This is a genomic window from Wolbachia endosymbiont (group B) of Melanostoma mellinum, from assembly GCF_947251465.1.
Taxonomy (GTDB): domain Bacteria; phylum Pseudomonadota; class Alphaproteobacteria; order Rickettsiales; family Anaplasmataceae; genus Wolbachia.
Genome location: NZ_OX366366.1, coordinates 562,925 through 588,603, shown reverse-complemented (window position 1 = coordinate 588,603; position 25,679 = coordinate 562,925). Strand labels below are relative to the sequence as shown.

Here is a 25,679-nt window from a genome sequence, read left to right as displayed (position 1 = left end):
TATTAATTAAACATACTAATATTGTATATATCTGATTCTTAAGTTAGGGTTAATTCACCTAACAATGTCCACTTGCTTTCAAATGATTTTGCTTGATGTGTTTTGTTGAAAGGACAGAAAATTAGTGATTGTTGCGGTATGACGTCTCGTTTAGATCAGCTATAGTTGAAGCAAAACTTATCCTTTTCAAGAAATAGATTTTTCTGAAGCCTGAGCAGAGACTGCGCTTGGATCTGATAATTCTGTTCTGACATATTTGCGTTCTTTATCATATAAATCATGAAAATCATTCATTTGCACGTCAGTTTGAATTTCTATTTCTTTAGTCTTTTTTTGATCTGTTGAAGATGATGCATCAACTCCTGCATTTGTACCTTGGTCTTGTGTTTTAGGAACTGTAGTTTCGTGATCACTTGCCTCGATTCCTCTACTTTCATATTCAGCTTCAGTTGAAGTAGCTACTTTCGCATTTACTTCACTGAACTCATCCGCAAGTGATCTTCCGGGTTCAAGTTGTCGAATTTTCCTCTCTAAATCTTCATTTTTTCTTTGTAGTTCATTGAATTCTTGAGACAATTGTTTCATCTTTTTAGCCAATGTATTGTTTTTCCCTTTTTCTTCCGTCAATTCTTCTACCAACTGCTTTTCGTGATTATCTTGTGAACCTTCTACCAATATTTTCTTGAGATCATTTTCAAAATTTGTATTCTTTTTTTCTAGTGTACTTAACTTAGCTTCACTTTGCTTAAATTTTTCCTGTAGTTCCTCATTTATTCTATTTGTTGACTGAATCTCACTTTCTTTATCGTTCAATTGACTCATTAAATGTGTTATTTTAACATTTTTATCTTTTTGACTTTGTTCTAGTACGGTTACTTTTTGTGCTAATTGCTCTATGTCTTTATCCTTTTTAGCTAACTCTTTTTCCTTTCTTTTCAATTCATCTTTAAGTCTTGTGACTTCTTTTTCCAGATCTTGCTTTCCCTCGATTAATTGACTTGCTTCTGCTTCACCTTCTTCTGTTATCTTCGTATTACGGCTTTTTAACTCCGCGTTTTCCTTCTTGAGATATGTGTTTTCTTCCTCTAACTCATTTCTTTCTTGTTTGTTCTCTTCTTCATCACTAAACGTATCACTCTCAAATATTTCATCTTCACCATTAAATTCACTACTAATAGACAAAGAACTTCTGCGTGAAGAAGGTGTATTAAGAGAAGAATATCCACTGCTACTTGGTGTAGCTGACTGTGGTGAATCTTTTGTAAATGTTTCATCTGCTGGTGTTTGCTGCTCGTTCACACTTTTGACCATGTCAGTGAAAGTTTGATATAGAGTTTTGCCATTGATAAAAACTTCTTTATTCTGCTCAACTAATTTTAATACCTCTTCTGGGTCAGTTATTTCTCCAAATTTTGGTTCATCAATCACTCTTTTTATGCCCTTAGAATTTACTTCTACAGTCATGCTACAATCTATGCTATTGCCTTTAGAATCCTTAGCTTGCCAGTTAATGGTCATCTCACATGAGCTTGAACCAGTAAAATCATAGTGCCTTTCGCTGCCTTTTTTGGTTGCAGTTATTTGACTATCTTTCCCTAAAGATAGGTTATAAACCTTGCCTTCGTCACTGGCTCTTAAAAGGGTGCTAATCTCTATTGGTTTTTCTTTATTTTCAAATCTAATTTTAAATTCATTATCTTGTGTTGTATATACTAAGAAATTTTCACTTGGTAGAGATTCTGCGAATTTTTTATGTGTTGCATTTATTGATTGCTCAAACTTTTGAAACTCCTCTTTCCACTTTGAACTTACCTGTTCTTTAATGTTCTCATCTTTGTGTAAAGGACCAATAAAGTACCAGATTAAATTTTCTTCTTCTAGTTTTCTGATAAAATCCTGAAAATTTTTGCAAGATTTAATGAAACTTAAAATATCATTTTTCTTTTGCTCATCTACATCTAAACCTTGATTTTCAGCTATAAATAAGTTTTCTTTTAGCATAATTTCTATTTTTAGAGAACTATATTATAATATTAGCATATTTTCTTAAAAAATCAACTAATCTTATAGTTAAATAAACTTGAGTATTTGGCGGGAATGTTATATATTAACCACTCCAAGAAGTGCAGTATGGACAATACTATTATAAGAAAATACGATATTAGAGGTGTGGTAGGCAGAGACCTGCAAATCAGTGATGGGTATGAAATAGGTAGAAAATTCGGTCAAACTGCAGCTAACGTTTGTGTAGGCTATGACAGCAGGATAGATTCACCAAGCATAGAAAAAGAATTAATCAGAGGCTTGATTTTATCCGGTGCGAATGTTATACGCGTTGGGCTCTGTTCTTCACCTATGCTCTACGCTGCAACAATGCAGGCAGATCTTGGGATTATGATCACTGCTTCTCATAATCCCAGAGAATATAACGGCTTTAAATTTTTCAGTAGTAAAAAAGTTTACTCAGATCAAGAAATGAAGGAAATTATAGGCAATACAATTAAAAACAGCACGAAAATTGGAAGCTTAATTAACACGAATATATATAGTGAGTACGTTAACATATTAAAAAATGCGCTCAAGAATAACGCTACACAAAAACTAAAAATAGCTTGGGATTTTGGCAATAGCCCAACAATTGTAAGGTATATTGAAAAGATTTTACCAGATCATATACACATCGTAACCAATAGCTTTATAGATGGAACGTTTCCACTGCATGACCCAGATCCCATAGAAGAGAAAAATCTTGCTCAGTTAATAGATATTGTCAAGAAAGATAAATGTGATCTTGGTATTGCACTTGATGGTGATGGTGATAGGGTACGCTTGATTGATAATAAAGGTAATGTTGTTTCCAATGATCACTTGTTTATGATTTTTTCACGTGAAGTATTGGCGGAACACCCAAAAAGCAAGGTTATTGCCAACGTAAAAATGAGTATGAAAGTGCATGATTTCGTTAGCAAATTAGGAGGGCAAATAATTACCTGTGCCACTGGACACTCACTAGTTAAGAAAAAGATGGTAGAAGAAGGAGCAAAGTTTGCCGGTGAACTGAGTGGACATTTTTTCTTTTCTGAGCTAGGTTTTGATGATGGACTATATTCTGCTATTAAAGCCATTGACATTTTACTTAAGAAAAACCAAAGCCTATCTGAGGCGATTGAAGATTTACCAAAGTTATATATCACTCATGAAGTGAAAATTGTGGTGAAGGATGAGAAAAAATTTCAAATAATTGAATCAATCAAGGAGACACTAAAGCAGCAAAACATTGTATTTTCAGAGCTTGATGGAATTAAGGTAACTGATGATAAAGGTTGGTGGCTTCTTAGAGTATCAAATACGCAAAACTGCATAACAGCAAGATGTGAAGGAAATACCTTAGAAGATTTTGAACTCACTAAAAAAGTTTTGTTTTATTACATTGATGAACTAAAATTATACATTTAAATTTTTTTGATGATTTACTTATTCGTCAATGTTTGCAGTTTTGTTTGATTAGTAATAGGAATTGGTAACCTATGGCGCACTGCTGTGGATAACAGCTGTCTAAGCTAATTTAGCTATAGAAAATGAACACTCACTTTTCTTTATTGTTTTGAGATTTTTCTTGATCAACCATTTCCTCACCGATCTCTTTTATTTTTAGTATCAATGACTCTGGTACATACATGTTAATTACTTCTTCTGTTGTCACAAATAAAACCTGATAAGAGTGTGAATTTATTATCCAATTGGGCAATATGTCTTCTGCGTCTATTTTAGACTCTCCCTCTTTTTTATCGTATACTGTGTGGCAATATAAGTGCACAGCAAAAAATAGTACATAAGAAAGCAATATTCCTCTAAGTGCTCCGACAAACATTCCAGTAACTCTATCCATTAATCCCAGCCTTATAGGTGATAATATGTACATTAGCCAGTTATTCATTGTCATGAATGTAAGATTAAGTATGATAAATACAGAGATTGTAGAAAGTATGTTTTGTGTAACTTTAGAGTCAAAATACTTACTATAATTTATAATAAAAAAATCATAGTAACTAGCTGTCAAAAAGACTGATAAGAGCAAGAACATTAATGCACATAGCTCTTTTATAAAACCTCTAGTTATCGATATTATTACACACAAGACAATAATAAAGATAATTAGGCTATCGAAAAACATATTTTGTATCTATATGATTTTCAAGATATAATAGTTGTAAATAACAAAGTTGTAAAATTAATTGTGTTGATATTTTATCAGCTGGTCTAAGTACCGAGCAATCATATCAACTTCTAAATTTAGGTAATTACCTGTTTTGTTATATTGAAAAGTTGTATTTTTCCATGTGTAGGGAATAATGTTCACAGTGAATTCTTGATCGACAACTGAATTTACTGTAAGGGAAACTCCATCTAGCGTTACAGAACCTTTTTTTGCAACAAATTTAATTAATTCTTGTGGGCATGATAGTCTGATTTCATGAGATTCTGAATTTTGATTGATTGTTAAAATTTCTGCTGTGTCATCCACATGACCCTGAACCAAATGGCCGTCAATTCTGTCACTCAGTTTCATTGCTTGTTCTAGGTTTATTTTTTTTCCTATTTTCCACATATTTAAGTTAGAAACCTTCATGGTTTCTTGAGATACTTGAACTGTGAATACATTGCTCATTATGTTGACAACAGTTAAACACACTCCGGAGCAGGATATTGAATCTCCTTTGTTTATAGAGGATAAATTTTGTGTCTCAATATGGAAGATTTGATCAGAGTTAGGGTGGATAGTGATATCAGTTATAGTGCCAATATCTTTGATAATTCCTTTAAACATGCAATAAAATAAATAATTATATCACAAAAGATCTTATTTGTTAGGTGCGCAAAGGAAGATCTTTTTTACTTATCTGCTCAATAGATTCTACAGAATATTCAGAATATAGAAAGTAAGCCAGGTTCAAAACGCACAGTGTAATTAATATTGGTAACCCTATGTTTAATGTTAGACCGATACTTTCCCTTTTTTCTGTTGGCACCAATTCCTTTAAAATTGACACTTTTCCCAGCGGCAAGTGCCATAGGCAGAGTGCTGATATAGAAGCTGCTACTAAAAATAGACAAAAATAAGTCTCTTTTGAAGAAAATACAGTTTTTAATGGTGATTTGAGCCTAATATTAGTAGGCAATGGAGTTTTAGCTTCATTTGTTTTTGGTAAATGGTCTACAGCTTTGCTTGGTAAAATTTCATGAGAAACATTTTTAGGCTGTGGAGAAGGTTGTATAGGAATGCCCGAAACTAATTTGAGCAATTGCACTTTTTTTCTATATACTTGCTTTTGTAAGTATTCTTTACCTAGAGGTGAGTTATTAGGAGGTTGTGGCCTTTTGAGTACCTCTAGCACTTCTGATATTTTATCTGGTTCTAATACTTCATGTAATTGTTTATCTTGAAAGTAAACAATATTAAACACTGAGTTGAAAATATTGTGAAATATTTCTGGATCTTGATTTTTGTATCCATTCATCACTTCAATAAATATTTCATCGAGTTTTTTTTTCTTGTGCTCAGCCAAATTATCTATCATGGCTACTCTAGAATCAAATTGATCTTGTTTTATGGTTGATTGTTTTTCTTCTCTCAGTGATTCTTTAGCCTGCTGTTCGGATTCCTTTTTTCTATTATCCTTAAAATAATCTGTGTGTGACCTAATTTGACCTATATCCCGCTCTGTTTCTTGAGGGACTAAATTTCCTATACTACCCTCTGTTATCCGAGTGTCTAACACTGGTTCTTTTTCTTTTTGGTCAAGTGCTGGAATAACACCAGGTGGCATATTGTTACTCTGTATAGAAAATTTGGGCAGTTGTGGGAAAAAGAATTGTGCCGTATTAAAAAAATTGAATGGCTGAAAAAGAGACCTAAACCAGGAAATATTTTCATGCATTGCAGCAACAATTACTGGTGCGCGTGTAATTTGCTTTCTGTTACTTACTATATTGTAGCCAAACGAACCTTGCACAATTTGTTTATCTTGCTTGTTCCTTTTTTCAACCACATTTTCGTTTTTATTTTCAGTTTCTTCTACTTGTGATATATCTTGACTTTGCTCCTCATTTTTGGCTTTTTCTACATGTTTTAGCTTCTCATTTAAGAGTGCCTCGATTTGTTGCAAGCTATCTAGATTGATGTTTTTGTCTGTTTTTAGCGTTATCGTTATGCCCTGCAGAAGGATTTGAATTGAAGCATTACTTATGAATTCTTCTACAGTTTTATTCGCTTTATGGTGGTTGTTGTATAGTTCTTCACTTTCTTTTGGTACTTTTATATTGGCTGTGAAGTTTTTCTCCTGAGAAAGGCAGATTTTAAAAAAGTCAATTAAATGTTTTATTTGAGGTAATATTGTATTAGGGTTTACCTCTGTTAGCAGCTTGAGCTTAAATGAAAACTCTTGTGTATCACTTACAACACTTCTTGAGCGAATGGTGCTAATCTCCAGTACTTCATTAGAAAATGCCTTACTTATTTTTTTAGATCTATCCTTAAAAAACTTAGGTAAACCCTCAATTTCGTATTTTTTCTTAGTTTCTATGTTACTACTATGCATGAGTAAATTTTTTAATGTAGAGTGAAATAAAAAACATAATTAGTCAATAAATTAATAATTATAGCACCCTTGCATAACAGCGGCGCGTTGGATTCAATAAGAGCAGAAGAAGTTACTTTACAAACCTCATCAGTTTCCTTATCATGACAATAAGAGTATTTATCCTTGTTTTTGATCTGCGCAGATTCAATGACAAAATTCAGTAAAAAAACTCAGATATTTATTGGCAAATTACATAAAATTATAGCGGCTGCATGTCTTTTTTATTTTTTCTACATTCAGCCAAAATCCGCTTAAAATAAGCGTTAGAACATTATTACAATGCCAATTTACATTATAAAACTCACTACTGGGAGATTCTTTTGCCTTTTTTTTGCTTGGTGAATTTCTTAATATTTTGGATTGGTTAGGAGTCCTATAGAGATGTCATTCCAGCACTTGATGCTGGAATTCAGGAATTTTTTGAGCACGAAAGTTATGCTAAGTTTTTATTGTTAAGTAAAGGCTGGATTCCAGTGTCGGAGCACTGGAATGACAGAAGAAGGAAACACTCGGATAGGGGCAATTTTAATGATACCATCATAGAGATCAGCTACTCTGATGACAACTTTTTATGCGAATAGTTTTATTGATGATATTAAAGACTTCACTATAATGAAAGTTTAAGCTAGCGTTTTTAAGGTGAATAAAGAGCTAATAAGTGAAATACCTTTACTTGAAGATAAGGCAGTTTCTGAGATTGAAAATGCTGCTTCTTTGCAAGATTTAGAAAAAGTTAGGTTGTCATACTTGGGGAGAAAGGGTCTAATAAAGGCTTATTTCGATGACTTAAAGAATATAGATGATGCAGGAGAAAAACGCGACCTAGGTGCAGTGATTAATGTTTTACGCAATAAGATAGACCAGCTTATAACAAGCAAAGAAAATGAACTAAAAGATAAAGAAGTTAAGTTAAAACTGCAAAATGAAGCAGTTGATATCACACTGCCTGTCAGACCAGAAAGAATTGGCAAGATTCATCCACTGAGCAAAGTTATAAGTGAAGTAAAGCTCATTTTTGCACATATGGGCTTCAAAGCAGTTGATGGTCCTGATATTGAAGATGAATTTCACGTGTTTGATGCGCTAAATACTCCAAGTCATCATCCTGCGCGAGAGGAGCAAGATACCTTCTACTTAAAGAATAAAATAAACGATAAAAGAATGGTGCTGCGCACTCATACCTCATCTGTGCAGATTAGAACTATGGAAAAGATAAAAGCTTTTCCAATTAAAATAGTGGCTGCAGGCAGGGTATACAGAAATGACTTTGATGCAACTCACACTCCTATGTTTCATCAGATAGAAGGGCTTTATGTTAATGAAAATGTCAATATGGGCCAATTAAAATTTACTATTCATCGCTTCCTTAGTAAATTTTTCGGAGATAAAGGTCTAAAAATACGCTTTCGTAATAGTTTTTTTCCTTTTACTGAGCCTTCTGCAGAAGTGGACATAAGTTATAAAGGTAGTAAATGGATTGAAGTACTTGGATGTGGTATGGTGCATCCAAATGTCTTTAAAAATGTTGGAATAGACCATACTAAATACAGTGGCTTTGCATTTGGGATTGGTATAGAAAGGCTAGCAATGCTGAAATATCAAATTAGTGATCTAAGGAGCTTTTACGACAATAGAGTTAGTTGGCTCAACCATTATGGTTTTCATTTTTCGTCTTTAAGATAAGTGACAAATAAATCTTATACATTTGTTGTACTTGCTGCTGGGCATGGTAAACGAATGAATTCAAGCTTGCCTAAGGTTCTGCACAAAATAGGTAATTTCTCCATGCTTGAGCATGTCATTTACAATGCAAAGCAGCTGAATCCTGAAAAAATAGTTATTGTAGTCGATTTGCCTTTAACTCAAAGGCTGAAATGCTTTGAGGGTATAAAACTAATTACACAAGAGTCAACGCTCGGTACAGGGGATGCAGTCAAAATTGCAATGAGAAACCTGAAAGAATTGTCAGATATAGTTGTTGTGCAGTATGGGGATACTCCACTAATAAAAAGCAGCACAATAACTAAAATGATAAGCTGCTTAGGAGAGAGCAATGCTTTAGTTTGTCTTGGGTTTAAAACTAATAATAAAGGATACGGTAGACTAATTATTGAGAACGGCTCCCTAAGAGAAATCGTAGAAGCACAAAATGGTAGAAATAATGATGAGGAATTTCTTGCTAATGCCGGAATAATGGTTGCACGTGAAAAGAATCTACGTGAATTGGTGGAGAAAATAGAGTGTAATAACCAAGCTCATGAATATTACTTGACCGATATCGTTGCCATTGCAGTAAAGAGTAATTTAAATGTCGGCTATGTTATTGCTGATGAGGAGGAGGCAACTGGCATAAATAATAGGAATGACCTTGCAACGGCCGAGTTTTACTTTCAAGAAGAAAAAAGAAAGTTTTTCACTAACTCTGGAGTAACGCTTGTTGCTCCAGAAACTGTTTTCTTCTCTCTTGATACGCAAATTGGTATGGATTCGATTGTTTACCCATACGTTTTTTTTGGTCCTGGAGTAAAAATAGGATCTGGTGTTAGGGTTGGTCCATTTGCCAAATGTGAAAATACAACAATAGGTGATGGTGCAATCATAGGTAATTTTGTTGAAACAAAAGCAAGTGATATAGGTATAAATACTAAGATAAAGCATTTAAGTTATATAGGAAATACTCAGGTAGGGCAGGGGAGTAACATAGGTGCAGGTACCGTTATTTGTAATTATGATGGAAAAAAAAAACATAAAACAAATATTGGAAGCAATTGTTTTATTGGTGCCAATAGTTCATTAATTGCACCGCTTAATGTGCATGATGACTCTGTCATTGCAGCAGGTAGCGTTATAGTGAAAGATGTGCCAAAGGGAAGTCTTGCAATTGCAAGAGAAAGGCAAGTAACTAAAAAAATAAAATAATTCCAATTTTTTTCTTGATGGTTATGCTTATATATGCATATGCTGAGATCTTAGATAAAAATGAAAAAATTATTTACCTTGTTGGTTTGTTGTTCTCTTTCAGTACCATCTTTTGGAGTTGATTGGATTAAAGATAGAATTTATACTTCTTTGTCATATAGCCGACTTGGTGTTAATTATGACGTTGGTTTTCACTATACAGATAGCGTTAAAATTTCAGTTGGCTATGTAATCAAACCTATTATTAATTCTCTAATCAAACCTACTCTTGATGAAGAATTTGGAGCAGTGGTGGGGCTTATGGCAAAGCTTCATTATCATCATAAATTTGAAAATACGGGTATTACTCCTTATATTACTGCTGGTGTTGGTGCTGTTATAGTGCGTACAATGAAGGCTAAACCTAATGTAGGTAGAGCTGATAGTATAGGTGAAAACATAAGTGCTCTACTTGGAGAGGCTTTCAAAGCTGTAGTCAATGATGAATTTTTTTCTTATCAAATAGGTTCTGGTATTAATCTTCCACTTTCTGAAAGAACAAGTGTTTTTGCTGGCTACAAATTGCAAAGGTTTCATAAAATTTTCCATGGAATTGAGCTAGGAGTGAGTTTTAATTTATAAACTCTGATTGAATATTTTTAGTAAAGGCTAGTGGGAAATTATATTGAAGTGAAAGTAAGTGATGTAGACTCAAATGATGATTGCAGCAGATAGTGAAAGATATGCCAATTTGCAATTGCAAGAGAAAGACAAATAACAAAAAAAATAAAATAATTCCAATTTTTTACTTGCAATTTATACTATTTTTAATATTTATATGCTTGTATATGCATATATTAATCTTTGGAGGATAAAAATGAAAAAGTTACTTACTTTCTTGGCTTGCTGTTCTTTGTCAGCACCGTCTTTTGGAGTTGATTGGGTTAAAGATAGAACCTACACCTCTTCGTCGTATGGTATGCTTGGTATTAATTATGATCTTGGCTATCATTGTACAGATAGCATTAAAATTTCATTTGGTCCTGCAGTTAAACTTGTTATGAGTGAAGGGATTTTAGACGCGGGACTTATGACAAAGCTTCATTATCATTATAAATTTGAAAATACAGATATTACTCCTTATGTTACTTTTGGTGTAGGAGGAGTTGCTAAAATTCCTCTTTCAGAAAATCAAGGGCCAGACGTAGAAGAATTTTTTTCTTATCAAATAGGTGCTGGTATTAATCTTCCACTTTCTGAGAGAACAAGTGTTTTTGCTGGCTACAAGCTGCAGAAGTTTCATGAACTTTCGCATGGGGTTGAATTTGGAATGAGTTTTAATTTGTAAGCTCCGATTGAATGTTTTTAGTGAAGTCTGGTTTGAATTTTTGTTGAAAAAAAGCAAGTGATATAGGCTAAAATGATGATTGCGGTAGGTAACAAAATGTGACAAAGAGAAGTTTGGCAATTGCAAGAGAAAGGCAAGTAGCTAAGAAAGTGATTCCGATTTTATTATGTAAGTTATGTAATTTTTAACTTTTCTGTGAGTATATATGCGTATATTCATGGTTAGAGGGTAAAAATGAAAAAATTACTTACTTTAGTAGTCTGCTGTTCTCTGTCAGCACCGTCTTTTGGAGTTGATTGGATTAGAGATAGAATCTATACTTCGTCGTCATATGGCAATCTTGGTGTTAATTATGATCTTGGTTATCACTATACAGATAGTGTTAAAATTTCGGTTGGTTCTGTAGTTAAACCTACTCTCAATAGTCAGTATAACCTTGCTGGACTAGAGTTGGGACTTATGGCAAAGCTTCATTATCATCATCAATTTGAAAGTACGGATATTACTCCTTATATTACTTTTGGCACAGGAGGCATTATTGCAATGTCTCAAAAACAAGAAGGATTTTTTTCCTACCAGATAGGTGCTGGTATTAATCTTCCACTTTCTGAGAGAACGAATGTTTTCGCTGGCTATAAACTTCACAAGTTCAGTAATTTTTCTCATGGGTTTGAACTTGGAATGAGTTTTAATTTATAAGCTCCGATTGAATGTTTTTAGTGAAAGCTTGAGTTTTTGTTAACGTCGTAAAGTTTTCATGAGACTAAGAGAATTTGAGAGTAGTCAAGTTTTAAAACTTGACTACTCTCCACGAGGAAAAGCAGATAAAGGTAGAAGTATTTCATGTTTTTATTTATATTGACAGTATGTGTAACATCATTTACGATTAGTGTTAATAACAATAATTGATATTTGTCATGTTTGCAGTAATCGAAACTGGTGGAAAGCAGTATTTAGTAAAAAAAGGCAGCATAATTAAAGTAGAAAGATTACAAGCTGAAGAAAAAGAGGAAGTGGAAATCAATAAAGTGATTTGTGTTTCAAACAATGGCTTATCTTGTTCATCTAATGCTGTTGTTAAAGCTGAAGTACTGGAGCAGTGTAGAGATAAAAAAATTATAATCTTTAAGAAAAAGAGAAGAAAAAATTACCGTAGGAAAAATGGTCATAGGCAGTATATTACTGTTCTTCGTATCAATGAAATTAGTCTTCAAAAGTAAGAGGTAAGATATGGCAACTAAAAAATCAGGTGGTAGTTCCTGTAATGGTAGAGATTCGGCAGGGCGTCGGCTCGGGATAAAGAAGAATGGTGAGGTTATTCCAGGTAACATAATTGTACGTCAAAGAGGTACAAAATTTCATCCTGGAAAGAATGTTGGTATGGGTAAAGATCATACGATTTTTGCTAAAACGAAAGGCTGGGTGAGTTTTAGAAAATCAGCAAATAAAAAGACGTTTATTGATGTTGTGCCTACAGATGATATGCAAGCCTTGGCTTGAATAGATACGGGTCTGTAGCTCAGGTGGTTAGAGCGCACGCCTGATAAGCGTGAGGTCGGAGGTTCAACTCTTCCCAGACCCACCATTTAAATTTGCAATAGTTTTGATATCGTGTAACTAAGCGATGGTTTTACATAAGAATTCAGTAACCAGTGAATCAGTAGCAGCCGGTCATCCAGACAAAGTAGCAGACCAGATTTCAGATGCAATACTTGACGAATACCTTTTTAATGACTCTTCCTCTCGTACTGCAATAGAGACTTTAGTTACTAAAGATAATGTTATTATAGCTGGGGAAGTATTTGGGCCGAACATTGAAAATAGCAAGATTGAAAGTATTGTACGGAATACAATAAAAGATATTGGTTATGAGCATGATGGTTTCCACTGGGAAACAGTGAAAGTAAATATATTACTACATGAACAATCAAATGACATTGCAATAGGTGTGGATCAAGGTGCTGGGGATCAGGGCATAATGTATGGCTATGCAACAATAGAGACAGAAAGCCTCATGCCAGCACCCATTTTTTATGCACACTCGATTCTGAGAAATATCATGAGTATGGTCAAAGAGGTAAAGCTTGGTCCGGATGCAAAATCGCAAATCACTTTGGCGTATGAGAATAACCTTCCAGTGCGTGCTGAAAGTATTGTTGTTTCAATACAGCATCTTGAGGATCTGAGTCAATCGAAAGTGAAGGAAATAATTTATCCTTACATAGCTTCATCTTTACCTGAAGGGTGGATGTGCCCTAAAGAAAATCTCTTAGTCAATCCAACAGGTAGATTTGTTATTGGCGGATCAACTATGTTTTTTAAAATTTTTTGAATTTAGTTTCATTACAACTTTTGTTTGTAATTTTGTTTTTTATTCGAGTAAAAAGTGCATTTTTGACAATAAAAACCCTAACTTAATCATAGAAAAATTTTGTATCAAACAACAGTTACTGCTTAGATCTTATGGTTAACGAATATGTGTATAAATACTTTAAATGTGTGTAGACGTATTTATCCACATATTCGTTAACCTATTTTCTATGCAGATTTTTTTAATTCACATTGACTGCTTCTTTAAGCCTCGCATTGGCAATTACTATGATTTTACGCATTAGAGCTGTCATAGCCACCATCTTCTTTTTACCTTTACCAACAAGCCTTGAATAGAAGGCACCAAGCGCAGACTTAGACCTTGAAGCAGACATCGCAGCTGTAAAAAGCTTTTCACGAACGTTGCTTCTGCCACCACTTATTCTGCGATAACCAATAGTTTTACCACTTTCTTTCGGATGAGGTGCAACTCCAGCAAGACTTGCAATTTCTCCCCTACTTACATAACCAAGTTCTGGCATTAGACACAGAAAATCTTGAGATAATTTTGCACCTATTCCTGGAACTGTTTTAAGGATTTTTTGGCGCTTTTGTAACTCTGGATTCTCATCAATAATTTTTTGTATGGTATTGTTGAGCTCATCTATCTGGCTATTAAAGAATTCAATAGTTTTCTGACAGCTTTCTTTTATATGGTCGTTTTCAGGTGCTGCAAGCCTAGATTTCTCTTGAGCTCTCATTTTTGTAATGTCATCACGACGTTGACAAAGTGCAACTAAGGTTGTTTGTTCTTTTGACATAGGTGCAAATAGAGATAGAGTACTATAGCGTTCAAACCCATACTGAGCAAGGGCTCTTGCATCTGATTGATCAGACTTTGCTAAAGTTCCATGAGATAGAACAAAGCTTTTTACTTTGCGAGTATTAGCTCGATGTACAGCAATATCTTTATCAACAAGAAAATGTGCTAAGCCAAGCTCATATTTTCCAGTGTTTTCCAGAGTTACTAAAGAATTAGGTAAGATATTTGAAAAATCTTGAAACAATTGTTGCCAGCCAGCAGTATCATTGTCGAATTCGACAGCGTTCTTCTGTTTGTGAACTGCAACAACATTTTTAAATTTTCCAATATCAATGCCAATAAAATTTTGATAAGATGTAATCATAATAACCTCGATTAGTTTTAATTAATTTAAGATTGTAAACGGGTGCATACATATGTCCCATGCAACTATTCAAACGTATCGAGAGATGGGCTAGTGTACCTTGATCCGAACGGTTATAATACCAACAGTTGGTCGGTCGCACACGCCCGTGATAACTCTATTCCTATAGTGAGTAGGGTTATCTTCCCTCTTATCTCCTTTATATCATATTTTTAACTTACAACCAGTTGGTGATTGTGGATTAACCGGACGAAAAATTATGGTTGATACTTATGGAGGCTATATTCCACATGGTGGAGGAGCGTTTTCTGGAAAAGATGCAACAAAAGTTGATAGATCCGCAGCTTGTATGGCGAGATACCTTGCTAAAAATATTGTCTTTGCAGGTTTAGCTGAACGTTGTCTTGTGCAGCTTTCTTATGCAATTGGTGTCTCAAAACCTACTTCATTTTACATTGATACATTTGGCACGAATACAATAGATGAAGAGAGGATTAAAGGGTTTATTGAAGGTAACATAGATTTATCAACTAAAGGCATAATAAGACATTTATCACTTAATCGTCCTATATATAAACGTACAGCCTGCTATGGGCATTTTGGTAAAGAATCGGAAAGTGATGGTGGATTTTCTTGGGAAGGTGTGGACTTATCTACTGATTTTTGTAAAGAATTTAATATAGAAGAAAAAAAGAGAGAATTTCTTTAAACTATTAAACTCTTTTATTTCTAGCTTGATACTGATATAATAACTTATTATTAAATTGTAAGTAACTTTTTAGTAATTATACCAGTTTTAATATTTATGGGGCTTACAAGATGTCCGACAAACCAAAAGAAGAATTTTACGATATTGCTGTAAGAGAGTCATCTGGCCTTATTGAAAAAATAATAAAACATCCTTTCAATGTTGAATTGATGAATAATACGCTAGATTATGAAAAGTTCAAATTTTATCTTCAGCAGGATTTTTTGTATGTAGTAGACTGCACTCGTGCTTTATTGATTATTGCAGCTAAATTTAATGACGTTGAAATAATGAATAAACTAGTTTGTGTAGCTGTGGGTACTTTTGCCACACGAGATTACTATAGAGAACATTTTGCAGATTGCGATTTGTCTGATAGCCACAAAAAGTCGAAGTCTTGCTCAGCTTTTACTAACTTCTTTGTACGTGTTGCACATCACAATTCTGTTGCTGAAGGTTTAGCAGCTTCTTACCCGTGCTTTTGTATATATCAAATAGTTGTACGTCATATTGCGAAAGGTAAAACTGTTGCTGATAACAAATATCAAAAATGGATAGATTTTTTTAACTCTGATGCAGCAAATACCATGATTGATGATGTAACTAACATTATGAACAGTCTATATAAAAAATCCAATGATAATGAGCAAAGGAATATGTTAGAATTCTTTCGTAGTGGGATGCAGCTTGAAATGGAATTTTGGAATGAGATATACTATAATGCAGGTCGCGACTTAGAATCTAATATAGAGTTACTCGTGTCAGAACCTTGATTTTGAGTGTTTTGCATGTTTAGTAATATAATTAAGAATTGCTATGGATCAAATCTTTTAAGAGATTTAACTAATCATCCTTTTAATGTTGAGTTGATGGAAGGTACTTTAAATATAGAGAACTTTAAATTCTATATCCAGCAAGACACGTTGTTTTTAGACGATTACATTCGTACCATATTGATTATTGCGTCCAGAATAGAAGATTGTAGTAATGTAATTCCACTTGCCAAAGTAGCGCAAGGGTCAATAGCTGTTAATAAGTTCTTGTGTGATCACTACTTTACTATATACGGTGTGAGACGCGGAAAAAAATCTCCTACATGTTTTAATTTTACCAATTTTCTTTTGTCTGTCTCATATAGTGATATCTATGAAACTGTAACAGTTTTATATTCTTGCATGTTTATATACAAAACTGTTACTGATAGTATGAAAAGTGGGTTCAAGGAAAATAACAGGTATAAGGATTGGTTTGATTTTTATAGTGGTAGTTTAATGGAGTATGGGTGCACTACTTTAGAACATATTGTTGATGAGTATTGCCAAAAAGTAGGAGAAAAAGAAAGAAGTAGAATGCTTGAGTTATTTAGGATAAGCGCACAATTTGAGTTAGATTTTTGGAATAGCGCATATAATTTTTCAGAATTTGATCAAGATTTTAAGAAATATTGACAATTTTAAGCTAATTTGTATGCTTGGTACGTATTTTTGAAGATGATATGAAAAGTAAAGGACATGATTTTCATTTAGTAGACCCAAGTCCCTGGCCAATTGCTATATCAGCAGCAATTCTTGTTCTTGCACTTGGATTAGTTGGTGCACTCCATAAACAAATTTCTGGAATATTTGGTTTAGTTTTTGGAATCTCTGCGGTATCAGGAGTGCTGTTTTATTGGTGGAGAGATGTAATAAGAGAAGCAATTTATGATAAATGCCATACTGCCATTGTAAAACATGGACTCAAGCTTGCAATGTACTTATTTATCCTCTCGGAAGTTGTGTTTTTTATAGCGTTCTTTTGTTCATTCTTTAAAGCCTGGCTTGATCCGGTTTTTTTATTTGAAGCGTTTTCTCCTACAAAAAAAGTTGAATGGCCCCCTGAAGGGATTTTACCACCGGATCCGTGGTCGTTACCATTTATGAATACACTAATATTATTGCTTTCTGGTACAACAATTACTTCAGCACATCATTTTTTACTTGAAAATGATAAAAAAAGCATGATTAAAATGCTGTCTATAACTATATTGCTTGGGATGTTCTTTATAATAGTGCAAGCAATCGAATATCATGAAGCAAGTTTTTCTTTGCGAGAGACAGGAGAAAAACTTATTTATACATCCAACTTTTACATGATTACTGGTTTTCATTGTGTGCATGTTATAATAGGAATAATATTTTTGTCAGTATGCTTATTTAGAGCTCGAAAAGGTCAATTTACACCTCAAGATCACTTATGCTTTGAGTTTGCTTCTTGGTATTGGCACTTTGTCGATCTAGTCTGGATATTTTTATTTCTGTTTATTTATTGGTTAAGCCTTTATTAAGTGATTAAAATAATAGGCCTAGATCCAGGGATGAGTAAGACTGGTTGGGCCATTATTAGACTGGAAGAAAAGAATAATATTAAATTTTTGGGTGGCGGTACCATATCAACTGATGGTAAATTGGGTGTAGGTGAACGTCTACATATAATTTTTGAACAATTAAAGAAAGTAATTTTCCTATACTCTCCAAATGAAGCTGCTGTGGAAAAAATTTTTATTAATAAGAATCCAAAATCTTCGCTAACTTTAGGATATGCAAGAGCAATTGCAATTTTAATATTACGAATGACGGATTTACCCATGAATGAATATGATGCAAACTATATAAAAAAGAGCATTACTGGAAATGGTCATGCTGATAAGGGTCAGATTATATTTATGGTCAAGCAAATAGTTAAAAGCTCAAATATAAAATGTCACCATACTGCTGATGCTCTTGCTACAGCAATTTGTCATGCTTATACGAAAAATTTTTGTTTTATTGAGTAGTTTTACATGAATTCAGTTTAAAAAACTATTTGATGGCGTTTATCTTATCTAATGTTTGTTGTAGAATAATACATGCAGCAATTTTATCATCTATTTTTTTTGATTTTGTGATTGATATTCCAGTAATTTTTAGTGCGTGAGTTGCAAGAGATGTTGATAGACTTTCGTCTTGTAGGTATATGTGTACTTTGCATTTTTTTATTATTTTATTTGCAAACTGGATTATTACTTTGCACCATTCGGTCTCTTGTTCATCTATTGTGAATGGTAGTCCTATTACCATTGATCCAGCTTCATTTTCTTTAAGCACTCTATTTAGATAACCTAAATCTTTGCTCATATTTCTTCTATAATATATACTATGAGCTGTAGCTATAAGCTGTGTTTTATCACTAAATGATATGCCTATTTGTTTTTCTCCCATATCAAGGCACATTATACGTTTATCTCTTGGAATAGACTTTAGAAATTCATCTGGATTTCTATGTAGCATCTATGAAAACATAACTTTTGTACAATTGTATTTTTGTGACAGTAAGTTATGTACAGTCTACTGGCATGATAGACATTCATCATAATTAATATCTGTTTTTTGTTGCAATATTTCACTTTTTTTGAATATGTCATGTGAGACCTTGTCAGCTCTCTGCATTGATTGTGATCTGCAATAATACAAGCTTTTTAATCCTTTTTTCCAAGCAAGCATATGTATTTTGTGTAAGTAACGTTTATGCACATTGGCAGGTAAGAACAGATTTACTGATTGAGATTGACAAATATAAGGAGTTCTATCACTTGCATGTTCTATGATCCATTGTTGATCAAGTTCGTATGCTGTTTTAAATGTCAGTTTTTCATGCTTGCTAAGAAAATCTAAATGCTGAACAGAACCCTCATTTGTTGAAATTGAGGACCATGTTTCATCATTGTCTTGATTTTTTTCTGCTAGTAGTTTTTGCAAGAATTTATTTCGTACTACAAATGAACCTGTAAGTGTCTTCTGTATAAATACGTTTGCTGCATACGGCTCTATTCCAGGAGAAGTGTTGCCTGCGATAATCGAAATTGAGGCAGTTGGAGCAATAGCGAGCTTATGTGTAAACCTTTCCATTAGATCGATTTCTTTAGCGTCAAGACATGGCCCTTTTTCTTCTGCTAATTTTTTAGAAACTACATCTGCTTGCTCGCGCAAATGCTTAAATATTTTTTTATTCCATTGTTGGGCTGTTACTGATTCAAAAGGAACCATTTTACTTTGTAAAAATGAATGAAAGCCCATCACACCAAGACCGATACTACGCTCTCTTATTGCGGAATATTTTGCTCGCTGTATTTCATTTGGTGCGTGGTTTATGAAATCCTCTAATACATTATCAAGAAAACGCATTATATCTTCTATGAAAAGCTCATTATCTTTCCATTCTTCGTAGTATTCAAGATTTACGGATGATAAACAACATACAGCAGTGCGTGACTTTTTCAGGTGATCGTAACCTGTAGTTAAAGTTATTTCACTGCATAGGTTTGACATTTTGATATCTAAATTGAGCTTTTTGTAAGGTTCTGGTTTATTGTTATTTGTTGCATTAAGAAAGATAATATAAGGTTCTCCAGTTTCAATTCTTGCTGTTAATATTTTAATCCATATATCCCGTGCTTTTACTGTTGAAATAACTTTATTGTTATGAGGGCTTATTAAATCCCATTCTTGATCATCTTCAACAGCTTGCATAAACTTATCTGTTACTATTACAGCATGATGTATATTTAATGCTTTGCGATTTGGGTCACCACCAGTTGGCTTACGTAAGTCTAGAAACTCTTCTATTTCTGGATGCCATACAGGAAGATAAACTGCTGAGCTTCCTCTTCTTAAGGATCCTTGGCTGATTGCAAGCGTCAGAGCGTTTTGTACTACGATAAATGGCACAATTCCTGATGTTTTACCGCTACCTTTGACACTTTCACCAATTGAACGTAAATTTCCCCAATAACTACCTATTCCACCACCACGTGCAGCGAGCCAAACATTTTCATTCCATAGATCAACTATTCCCTTCAAGCTATCTTCAGTTTCATTAAGAAAGCAGGAAATAGGCAATCCTCTTTTGGTACCGCCGTTACTAAGTATTGGTGTTGAAGGCATGAACCACAAGTTGCTCATGTAATCATAAAGACGTTGTGCATGTTTTCTATCATCAGAATAGTAATTAGCAATACGTATAAAGAGATCTTGATAACTTTCATTTTCTATTAAATACCTATCCAATAGAACTGCTTTTCCAAAATCGGTTAATTTACTATCTTTTGCGTAATTAATAGTAATGTAATTCATAAGGCTCCTTTTATGATAATATAGAAATTTATTTGAGCGATTTCTCGATTAAGTTGTTGAATTTGTTTGTGGATGTTGTAATGCAAATAAGATACCATCAACCTGACTGCCATATATTTTACAGTAACTCATTTGACTTATTTGCATATTTGTTTCTTTTGCAACATGCTGAATATAATCTTCTGAATGACGAAAATAATCTCCTTTGTTTACAAAGTCAATACCTTTACCTTCCTTTCTTCTTACTAAACATACAATAACCCCTTTTTTGTTTGTCAATCCTTTTGCTAGTTCCAATTCTGCTAGAAAATCATGTAGATAGTGTAGCACTTCAGCAAAGATAATTACATCATACTGCTGGTTCTTCTCTTGTTTAAGAAACTCTTTCATTTCTGTATGTATTAACTCATCGTAAACAGGTTTACCTTTTATAAGGCATCCTCTTGCAATATTGAGCATTCTATTTGAGATGTCAACTCCTGTTATGCGACTTCTAATATTACTTATTTTTAGGAAGTGACCACATATTCCAGTACCGCAACCAAGGTCGAGTATATTCAGTTTAGAAGTGGAGTTGTTAAAGACTTTTGTAATTATCATGTGTACTAGTTCATGCCCTCTGTATTGTTTGGCAATTAGCCAATGCTCAACAAAATATTCACCTGTGTAATCAAAATATTGTTTTATGAGATTTTCAGGCAATTCTACGATATCTGATGTGTTTGTTATTTTTTTTAAGTAGTAAGAAGCTTCTTTGTGACTACTATCTAATTTTAGTGTCTTTGTTAAATAATTATAAGCTTTATTAGTATTTCCTACTGCAAAATGACATCTTCCAATATTATAACAGACTAGAGGTAAATTGGGGTAGAATATGCTAATTAACCAAAATCTTAACTTTGCATCTGATATATTACCTTTATAGAAGTGATATAACCCGATTTCAATGTTGGTATTTAACAGGTTTTTAGATTTTTCAAGAAACACTACAATTTCTTTATGGAGAGTATTGTATTTATCCATAATGAAATTTTTTACTTTTTTAATATTTAATAAGCCAGTGAGCTTAGATATACAATTTAAAGCAAAGTTTTTTATAAAAGATAGATTACTTTTCATACATTAGAAATACTCCAAATGTTCATTTTCATTTTTAGGTAACTAATTTTAACACATTTTATCTTACAAAATATCTTTTTCATTAATTTTTCTGTACATATCAATTTGTCGAATATTTCTCAGATTGTACTGTTTAAGATTGCTGATATATTGTTGTTGATAATAATAGGTAAATGTTTTGTGTAAAAAGGCGTTGACATATGATTTATCAGATTGTAACATATAAAAGATTAGTTTTTAGATGTTTGAAAAGTTTTATGGTAGAGATTATTTAATCTCAATTCAATTGTAAGTTAATATTTAACTCTGCATATTCTACATATAGTCAGATAAATAAATTATTAAGAGCACTTGATGGATGCCTTGGCGTTAAGAGGCGATGAAGGACGTGGCAGGCTGCGATAAGCTGTGGGAAATTGTCAACAAATTTTGATCCGCAGATTTCCGAATGGGGAAACCCAACTAGCTTAGCTAGTTATTATATACTAAGTATATAAAGCAAACTTGGTGAACTGAAATATCTAAGTAGCCAAAGGAAAAGAAATCAACCGAGATTCTGTTAGTAGTGACGAGCGAAAGCGGAAAAGGCTAGTGATTTAAAAATAAGAATTAGAATACTCTGGAAATGGTAACCATAGAAGGTGATAGTCCTGTATAAATAGAAAGTTTTTAAATCCTTGAGTAGAGCGGGGCACGTGAAATCCTGTTTGAATATGGGGGGACCATCCTCCAAGCCTAAATACTCCTTAACGACCGATAGTGAACAAGTACCGTGAGGGAAAGGTGAAAAGAACCCCGGGAGGGGAGTGAAATAGAATCTGAAATCAAGTGCTTACAAACAGTTGGAGCTCTATATCAATTTATTGATATTTAGAGTGACAGCGTACCTTTTGCATAATGGGTCAGCGAGTTAATCTATGAAGCAAGCTTAAGCCGGTAGGTGTAGGCGTAGCGAAAGCAAGTCTGAATAGGGCGTTTAGTTTTATGGATTAGACCCGAAACCAAGTGATCTAGTCATGACCAGATTGAAGGTATGGTAAAACATACTGAAGGATCGAACCAGTTAATGTTGCAACATTATTGGATGAGTTGTGATTAGGGGTGAAAGGCCAATCAAACTTGGAAATAGCTGGTTCTCCGCGAAATCTATTTAGGTAGAGCGTTGTATGTATGTTGTTGGGGGTAGAGCACTGGATAGACTAGGGGGATTCATCATCTTACCAAATCTAACCAAACTCCGAATACCAACAATTAATTATACAGCAGACACACTACGGGTGCTAAGTCCGTGGTGGAAAGGGAAACAGCCCAGATCACTATCTAAGGTCCCAAAATTACAGCTAAGTGGGGAAGGAAGTGGAAAAACCATTACAGCTAGGAGGTTGGCTTGGAAGCAGCCATCCTTTAAAGAAAGCGTAACAGCTCACTTGTCTAAATAAGTTTTTCTGCACCGAAAATGTACCGGGGCTAAAGCTGTATACCGAAGATGTGGGTGCTTATTAATTTCGATTAATAGGCGCGGTAGCGGAGCGTTCCGTAAGTCTGTGAAGGCGGTTTGTGAAAACTGCTGGAGATATCGGAAGTGAGAATGCTGACATAAGTAGCGTAAAAGAGTGTGAAAAACACTCTCACCAAAAATCTAAGGGTTCCTACGTTAAGTTAATCTGCGTAGGGTTAGTCGGTTCCTAAGGCGAGTCCGTAAAGGAGTAGTCGATGGCAATTAGGTTAATATTCCTAAACCTCTTAAGTGTGACGGGTTTTGTATTTGTATAGGTCTTATTGGATTGATCTATGCTTAAAAGAAGCTCCAGGAAATAGCACTTATATTTATGAGGCCGTACCGTAAACCGACACTGGTGGATGAGTAGAGTATACTAAGGTGTTGAAAGAATGATGTTGAAGGAACTCGGCAAATTATACCTGTAACTTCGGAAGAAGGGTAACCTGCTTTTAGGCAACTATGAGTAGGTGGCACAAAATAGGGAGTAGCGACTGTTTACTAAAAACACAGGACTCTGCAAACACGTAAGTGGAAGTATAGGGTCTGACGCCTGCCCGGTGCTGGAAGGTTAATAGGAGGGGTGCAAGCTCTGAATTGAAGCCCCAGTAAACGGCGGCCGTAACACTGACGGTCCTAAGGTAGCGAAATTCCTTGTCGGGTAAGTTCCGACCCGCACGAATGGCGTAACGATTTCTCCACTGTCTCCAACATCACTTCAGCGAAATTGAATTCCCCGTGCAGATGCGGGGTACCCGCGGTTAGACGAAGAGACCCCGTGCACCTTTACTATAGCTTTACATTGCTATTAAAAGTGTGATGTGCAGGATAGGTGGGAGACTTTGAAGTTATGGCGCTAGCTATAATGGAGTCAACCTTGAGATACCACCCTTTACACTTTTGATATCTAACTACGTTTCATTATCTGGAACTAGGACATTGTATGGTGGGTAGTTTGACTGGGGCGGTCGCCTCCTAAAAAGTAACGGAGGCGTGCGAAGGTAAGCTAGAGCTGGTCGGAAATCAGCTTGATAGTACAATGGCATAAGCTTGCCTGACTGCGAGGCTGACAAGCCAAGCAGAGACGAAAGTCGGTCATAGTGATCCGGTGATTCTGTATGGAAGGGTCATCGCTCAACGGATAAAAGGTACGCCGGGGATAACAGGCTGATGGTGTTCGAGAGTTCATATCGACGACACCGTTTGGCACCTCGATGTCGACTCATCACATCCTGGGGCTGGAGAAGGTCCCAAGGGTTCGGCTGTTCGCCGATTAAAGTGTTACGTGAGTTGGGTTTAGAACGTCGTGAGACAGTTCGGTTTCTATCTGCCGTGGGTGAAGGAAATTTGAGAAGATCTGACTCTAGTACGAGAGGACCGAGATGGATATACCTCTGGTGTACCAGCTGTTATGCCAATAGCATCGCTGGGTAGCTATGTATAGATGGGATAATTGCTGAAAGCATATAAGCAAGAAACCCTCTTCAAAAAGATTTCCCAATTAAGGCCGTGGAAGACTACCACGTTGATAGGCTAGGTGTGGAAGCATGGTAACATGTGAAGCTAACTAGTACTAATAGCCTGATTGATTTATTTCCTTTCTATATGTGCATATGCAGTGTTAAATATTAAATTGAAATTTGTTAAGTCAGAAATTTTTATTGACTTGGTGACTATAGCAAAAATGAACCACCCGATCTCATTTCGAACTCGGAAGTGAAACTTTTTAGCGCCGATGATACTTAAAAAGGGAAAGTAGGTCGTTGCCAAGTTTATAAAAATTTCTTTTTGTTTATATCTGTTCAGTAGAGCGATGAAACAAGGTAAACATAGAGTAGCTGTGAGGTAATATAACTGATCTTTTAGAACTTTGCGAAAACTTTAAAATAAAAGTAGAAAATTTAAAAGTAGAATTTGTCACCTATTTGCAAATGAGGAGAGAGATAGCAACATTTAACAAATCATCAAACAATTGGTCTTCCGAAAATCAAACTTTATATAATTGAATATTAATTAAGTTGTTGGAGATGAGGAGAAAGAAGAAGTAGCAAACTACCAAAAAGCAGATACATTTGGTCCAATAGTTAGGTGATAATTGTAGCACTCAGTGGATTTTATAAAAATTCAAAACGTGAAAATTATAAGTGATGTTTTTAATGTGAATTGAAAGCGTATCAAATAGTGAATATAGAATTCCCTCAAAATGCAAAAAGGTGTATGAGCAAATCGAATAAGAAAAGTGAGGTTTTGCGCATCAACGTGTTATAATAAAGGTAAACTTGGTTAGTGCTGAAGCAATACTGCAAGTTTTAAAGGGAAAGAAGATTTAAAAGACAGTGTATGTTGCAATCGTAATAGTCGCTGACAGGTACTTTGAAACATAGCTGGACTATTGAAGTTAAAATTCTGGGCTGTTACTTAAAAAACGCATCCACTGAATTATTTATGCTAAAAAAAGCTTTATTAAAAAATGAAACAGAAGTGTAAGAAAGTTGCAAAACGTATAAGGTATTACTTGAAGCTACCTATCTGAAGCAACTGGAGCTTTTCAAGTTGCGAAAAATATTTTAAAATCTGAAAGAATGATGTGAAATTTTTTAAGTAAACCAGAAAGTATTCCACTATCGCGCTGAACAGCAAATTAGGCATTATATCATTTACTGTAAAAGCTCATATTTTACGTAATCAGAGCTAGGAATTTGAAAGGATAATTTCATTATACTTAACATGGAAACAAAGAGAACTATACAATCCCCTGCCTATCGTTTCTTGAACCACTCCCC

Annotated in this window: 20 protein-coding genes, 1 tRNA gene, 2 rRNA genes and 3 pseudogenes; 18 read left to right on the top strand and 8 right to left on the bottom strand. The window is 34.3% G+C overall.

All coding sequences use genetic code 11. The annotated features are described in order from the left end of the window. Nucleotides 1-186 precede the first annotated feature (186 nt). Entirely contained in the window at nucleotides 187-2,001 is a 1,815-nt protein-coding gene (locus OPR42_RS02645) for a coiled-coil domain-containing protein (protein ID WP_265041713.1), read from the bottom strand. 129 nt (nucleotides 2,002-2,130) lie between these two features. On the opposite strand from OPR42_RS02645, the gene OPR42_RS02640 reads away from it, so the two are divergent. After that, the gene (locus OPR42_RS02640) at nucleotides 2,131-3,456 is read left to right on the top strand and encodes a phosphomannomutase/phosphoglucomutase (protein ID WP_265041712.1); all 1,326 of its coding nucleotides are present in this window, start codon (nucleotides 2,131-2,133) and stop codon (nucleotides 3,454-3,456) included. A gap of 130 nt (nucleotides 3,457-3,586) precedes the next feature. Here OPR42_RS02640 and OPR42_RS02635 read toward each other — a convergent pair whose 3' ends face one another. From OPR42_RS02635 to OPR42_RS02625, 3 genes are read right to left on the bottom strand one after another with little or no spacing between them, the layout of a single operon-like run. Beyond that, nucleotides 3,587-4,174, bottom strand: coding sequence for a CvpA family protein (locus tag OPR42_RS02635; RefSeq protein ID WP_265041711.1), 588 nt, complete (start codon nucleotides 4,172-4,174; stop codon nucleotides 3,587-3,589). A gap of 57 nt (nucleotides 4,175-4,231) precedes the next feature. Continuing rightward, the gene (locus tag OPR42_RS02630) at nucleotides 4,232-4,828 is read right to left on the bottom strand and encodes a riboflavin synthase (RefSeq protein WP_265041710.1); all 597 of its coding nucleotides are present in this window, start codon (nucleotides 4,826-4,828) and stop codon (nucleotides 4,232-4,234) included. 40 nt (nucleotides 4,829-4,868) lie between these two features. Further along, nucleotides 4,869-6,599 (bottom strand): hypothetical protein, encoded by a 1,731-nt coding sequence (locus OPR42_RS02625; RefSeq protein WP_265041709.1) that lies wholly within the window; start codon nucleotides 6,597-6,599, stop codon nucleotides 4,869-4,871. Between the two features lie 681 nt (nucleotides 6,600-7,280). Between OPR42_RS02625 and pheS the strand changes: the two genes are divergently transcribed. The 9 genes and pseudogenes from pheS to OPR42_RS02580 all read left to right on the top strand — a co-directional run. Further along, nucleotides 7,281-8,324, top strand: a complete 1,044-nt coding sequence (gene pheS / locus OPR42_RS02620; protein ID WP_264686674.1) for a phenylalanine--tRNA ligase subunit alpha — start codon at nucleotides 7,281-7,283, stop codon at nucleotides 8,322-8,324. After that, nucleotides 8,325-9,560, top strand: coding sequence for an NTP transferase domain-containing protein (locus tag OPR42_RS02615; RefSeq protein ID WP_265041708.1), 1,236 nt, complete (start codon nucleotides 8,325-8,327; stop codon nucleotides 9,558-9,560). A gap of 60 nt (nucleotides 9,561-9,620) precedes the next feature. Then, nucleotides 9,621-10,181 carry a P44/Msp2 family outer membrane protein gene (locus OPR42_RS02610; RefSeq protein ID WP_007302507.1) on the top strand — a complete coding sequence of 187 codons (561 nt, stop codon included), beginning with the start codon at nucleotides 9,621-9,623 and terminating at the stop codon, nucleotides 10,179-10,181. A gap of 235 nt (nucleotides 10,182-10,416) precedes the next feature. Further along, nucleotides 10,417-10,887, top strand: coding sequence for a P44/Msp2 family outer membrane protein (locus OPR42_RS02605; RefSeq protein ID WP_265041707.1), 471 nt, complete (start codon nucleotides 10,417-10,419; stop codon nucleotides 10,885-10,887). A 234-nt stretch (nucleotides 10,888-11,121) separates the two neighbouring features. Next, complete coding sequence (locus OPR42_RS02600) at nucleotides 11,122-11,586, top strand: outer membrane beta-barrel protein (protein WP_265041706.1); 465 nt, start codon at nucleotides 11,122-11,124, stop codon at nucleotides 11,584-11,586. Nucleotides 11,587-11,804: 218 nt separating this feature from the next. Beyond that, the gene (rplU, locus tag OPR42_RS02595; protein WP_007302510.1) at nucleotides 11,805-12,107 is read left to right on the top strand and encodes a 50S ribosomal protein L21; all 303 of its coding nucleotides are present in this window, start codon (nucleotides 11,805-11,807) and stop codon (nucleotides 12,105-12,107) included. Nucleotides 12,108-12,117: 10 nt separating this feature from the next. Then, nucleotides 12,118-12,387, top strand: a complete 270-nt coding sequence (gene rpmA, locus OPR42_RS02590; protein WP_006012184.1) for a 50S ribosomal protein L27 — start codon at nucleotides 12,118-12,120, stop codon at nucleotides 12,385-12,387. An 8-nt stretch (nucleotides 12,388-12,395) separates the two neighbouring features. Continuing rightward, nucleotides 12,396-12,472: transfer RNA gene (locus tag OPR42_RS02585), tRNA-Ile, on the top strand. Between the two features lie 39 nt (nucleotides 12,473-12,511). Next, nucleotides 12,512-13,192 (top strand): annotated as a pseudogene (locus tag OPR42_RS02580) (S-adenosylmethionine synthetase N-terminal domain-containing protein); the annotation flags it as partial. 247 nt (nucleotides 13,193-13,439) lie between these two features. On the opposite strand, the gene OPR42_RS02575 reads toward OPR42_RS02580, so the two are convergent. Then, nucleotides 13,440-14,384 carry an IS110 family RNA-guided transposase gene (locus tag OPR42_RS02575; RefSeq protein WP_264336326.1) on the bottom strand — a complete coding sequence of 315 codons (945 nt, stop codon included), beginning with the start codon at nucleotides 14,382-14,384 and terminating at the stop codon, nucleotides 13,440-13,442. Between the two features lie 223 nt (nucleotides 14,385-14,607). Between OPR42_RS02575 and OPR42_RS02570 the strand changes: the two are divergent. The 5 genes and pseudogenes from OPR42_RS02570 to ruvC all read left to right on the top strand — a co-directional run. Then, nucleotides 14,608-15,093: pseudogene (locus OPR42_RS02570) on the top strand (methionine adenosyltransferase domain-containing protein); the annotation flags it as partial. 110 nt (nucleotides 15,094-15,203) lie between these two features. Continuing rightward, entirely contained in the window at nucleotides 15,204-15,905 is a 702-nt protein-coding gene (locus OPR42_RS02565; RefSeq protein ID WP_265041705.1) for a TenA family protein, read from the top strand. Between the two features lie 15 nt (nucleotides 15,906-15,920). Beyond that, nucleotides 15,921-16,580: a TenA family protein gene (locus OPR42_RS02560; RefSeq protein ID WP_265041704.1), complete on the top strand. Its 660-nt coding sequence runs from the start codon at nucleotides 15,921-15,923 to the stop codon at nucleotides 16,578-16,580. Between the two features lie 47 nt (nucleotides 16,581-16,627). Further along, a complete protein-coding gene (locus OPR42_RS02555) occupies nucleotides 16,628-17,455 on the top strand; it encodes a cytochrome c oxidase subunit 3 (protein ID WP_265041702.1) in 828 nt (275 codons plus the stop codon). Continuing rightward, complete coding sequence (gene ruvC / locus OPR42_RS02550) at nucleotides 17,456-17,944, top strand: crossover junction endodeoxyribonuclease RuvC (RefSeq protein ID WP_264336920.1); 489 nt, start codon at nucleotides 17,456-17,458, stop codon at nucleotides 17,942-17,944. A 25-nt stretch (nucleotides 17,945-17,969) separates the two neighbouring features. Here ruvC and ruvX read toward each other — a convergent pair whose 3' ends face one another. From ruvX to OPR42_RS02535, 3 genes are read right to left on the bottom strand one after another with little or no spacing between them, the layout of a single operon-like run. Next, the gene (gene ruvX, locus OPR42_RS02545) at nucleotides 17,970-18,437 is read right to left on the bottom strand and encodes a Holliday junction resolvase RuvX (protein WP_265041701.1); all 468 of its coding nucleotides are present in this window, start codon (nucleotides 18,435-18,437) and stop codon (nucleotides 17,970-17,972) included. Between the two features lie 57 nt (nucleotides 18,438-18,494). Continuing rightward, the gene (locus OPR42_RS02540) at nucleotides 18,495-20,279 is read right to left on the bottom strand and encodes a ribonucleoside-diphosphate reductase subunit alpha (protein ID WP_264336922.1); all 1,785 of its coding nucleotides are present in this window, start codon (nucleotides 20,277-20,279) and stop codon (nucleotides 18,495-18,497) included. Nucleotides 20,280-20,327: 48 nt separating this feature from the next. After that, complete coding sequence (locus OPR42_RS02535; protein WP_264375925.1) at nucleotides 20,328-21,398, bottom strand: class I SAM-dependent DNA methyltransferase; 1,071 nt, start codon at nucleotides 21,396-21,398, stop codon at nucleotides 20,328-20,330. Between the two features lie 331 nt (nucleotides 21,399-21,729). Here OPR42_RS02535 and OPR42_RS02530 point away from each other — a divergent pair. The 3 genes and pseudogenes from OPR42_RS02530 to OPR42_RS02520 form a co-directional block, all read left to right on the top strand. Further along, a 23S ribosomal RNA gene (locus tag OPR42_RS02530) occupies nucleotides 21,730-24,494 on the top strand. Between the two features lie 67 nt (nucleotides 24,495-24,561). Further along, nucleotides 24,562-24,668, top strand: a 5S ribosomal RNA gene (gene rrf / locus OPR42_RS02525). 190 nt (nucleotides 24,669-24,858) lie between these two features. Continuing rightward, nucleotides 24,859-25,669 (top strand): annotated as a pseudogene (locus OPR42_RS02520) (IS66 family transposase); the annotation flags it as partial. Nucleotides 25,670-25,679: the final 10 nt, after the last annotated feature.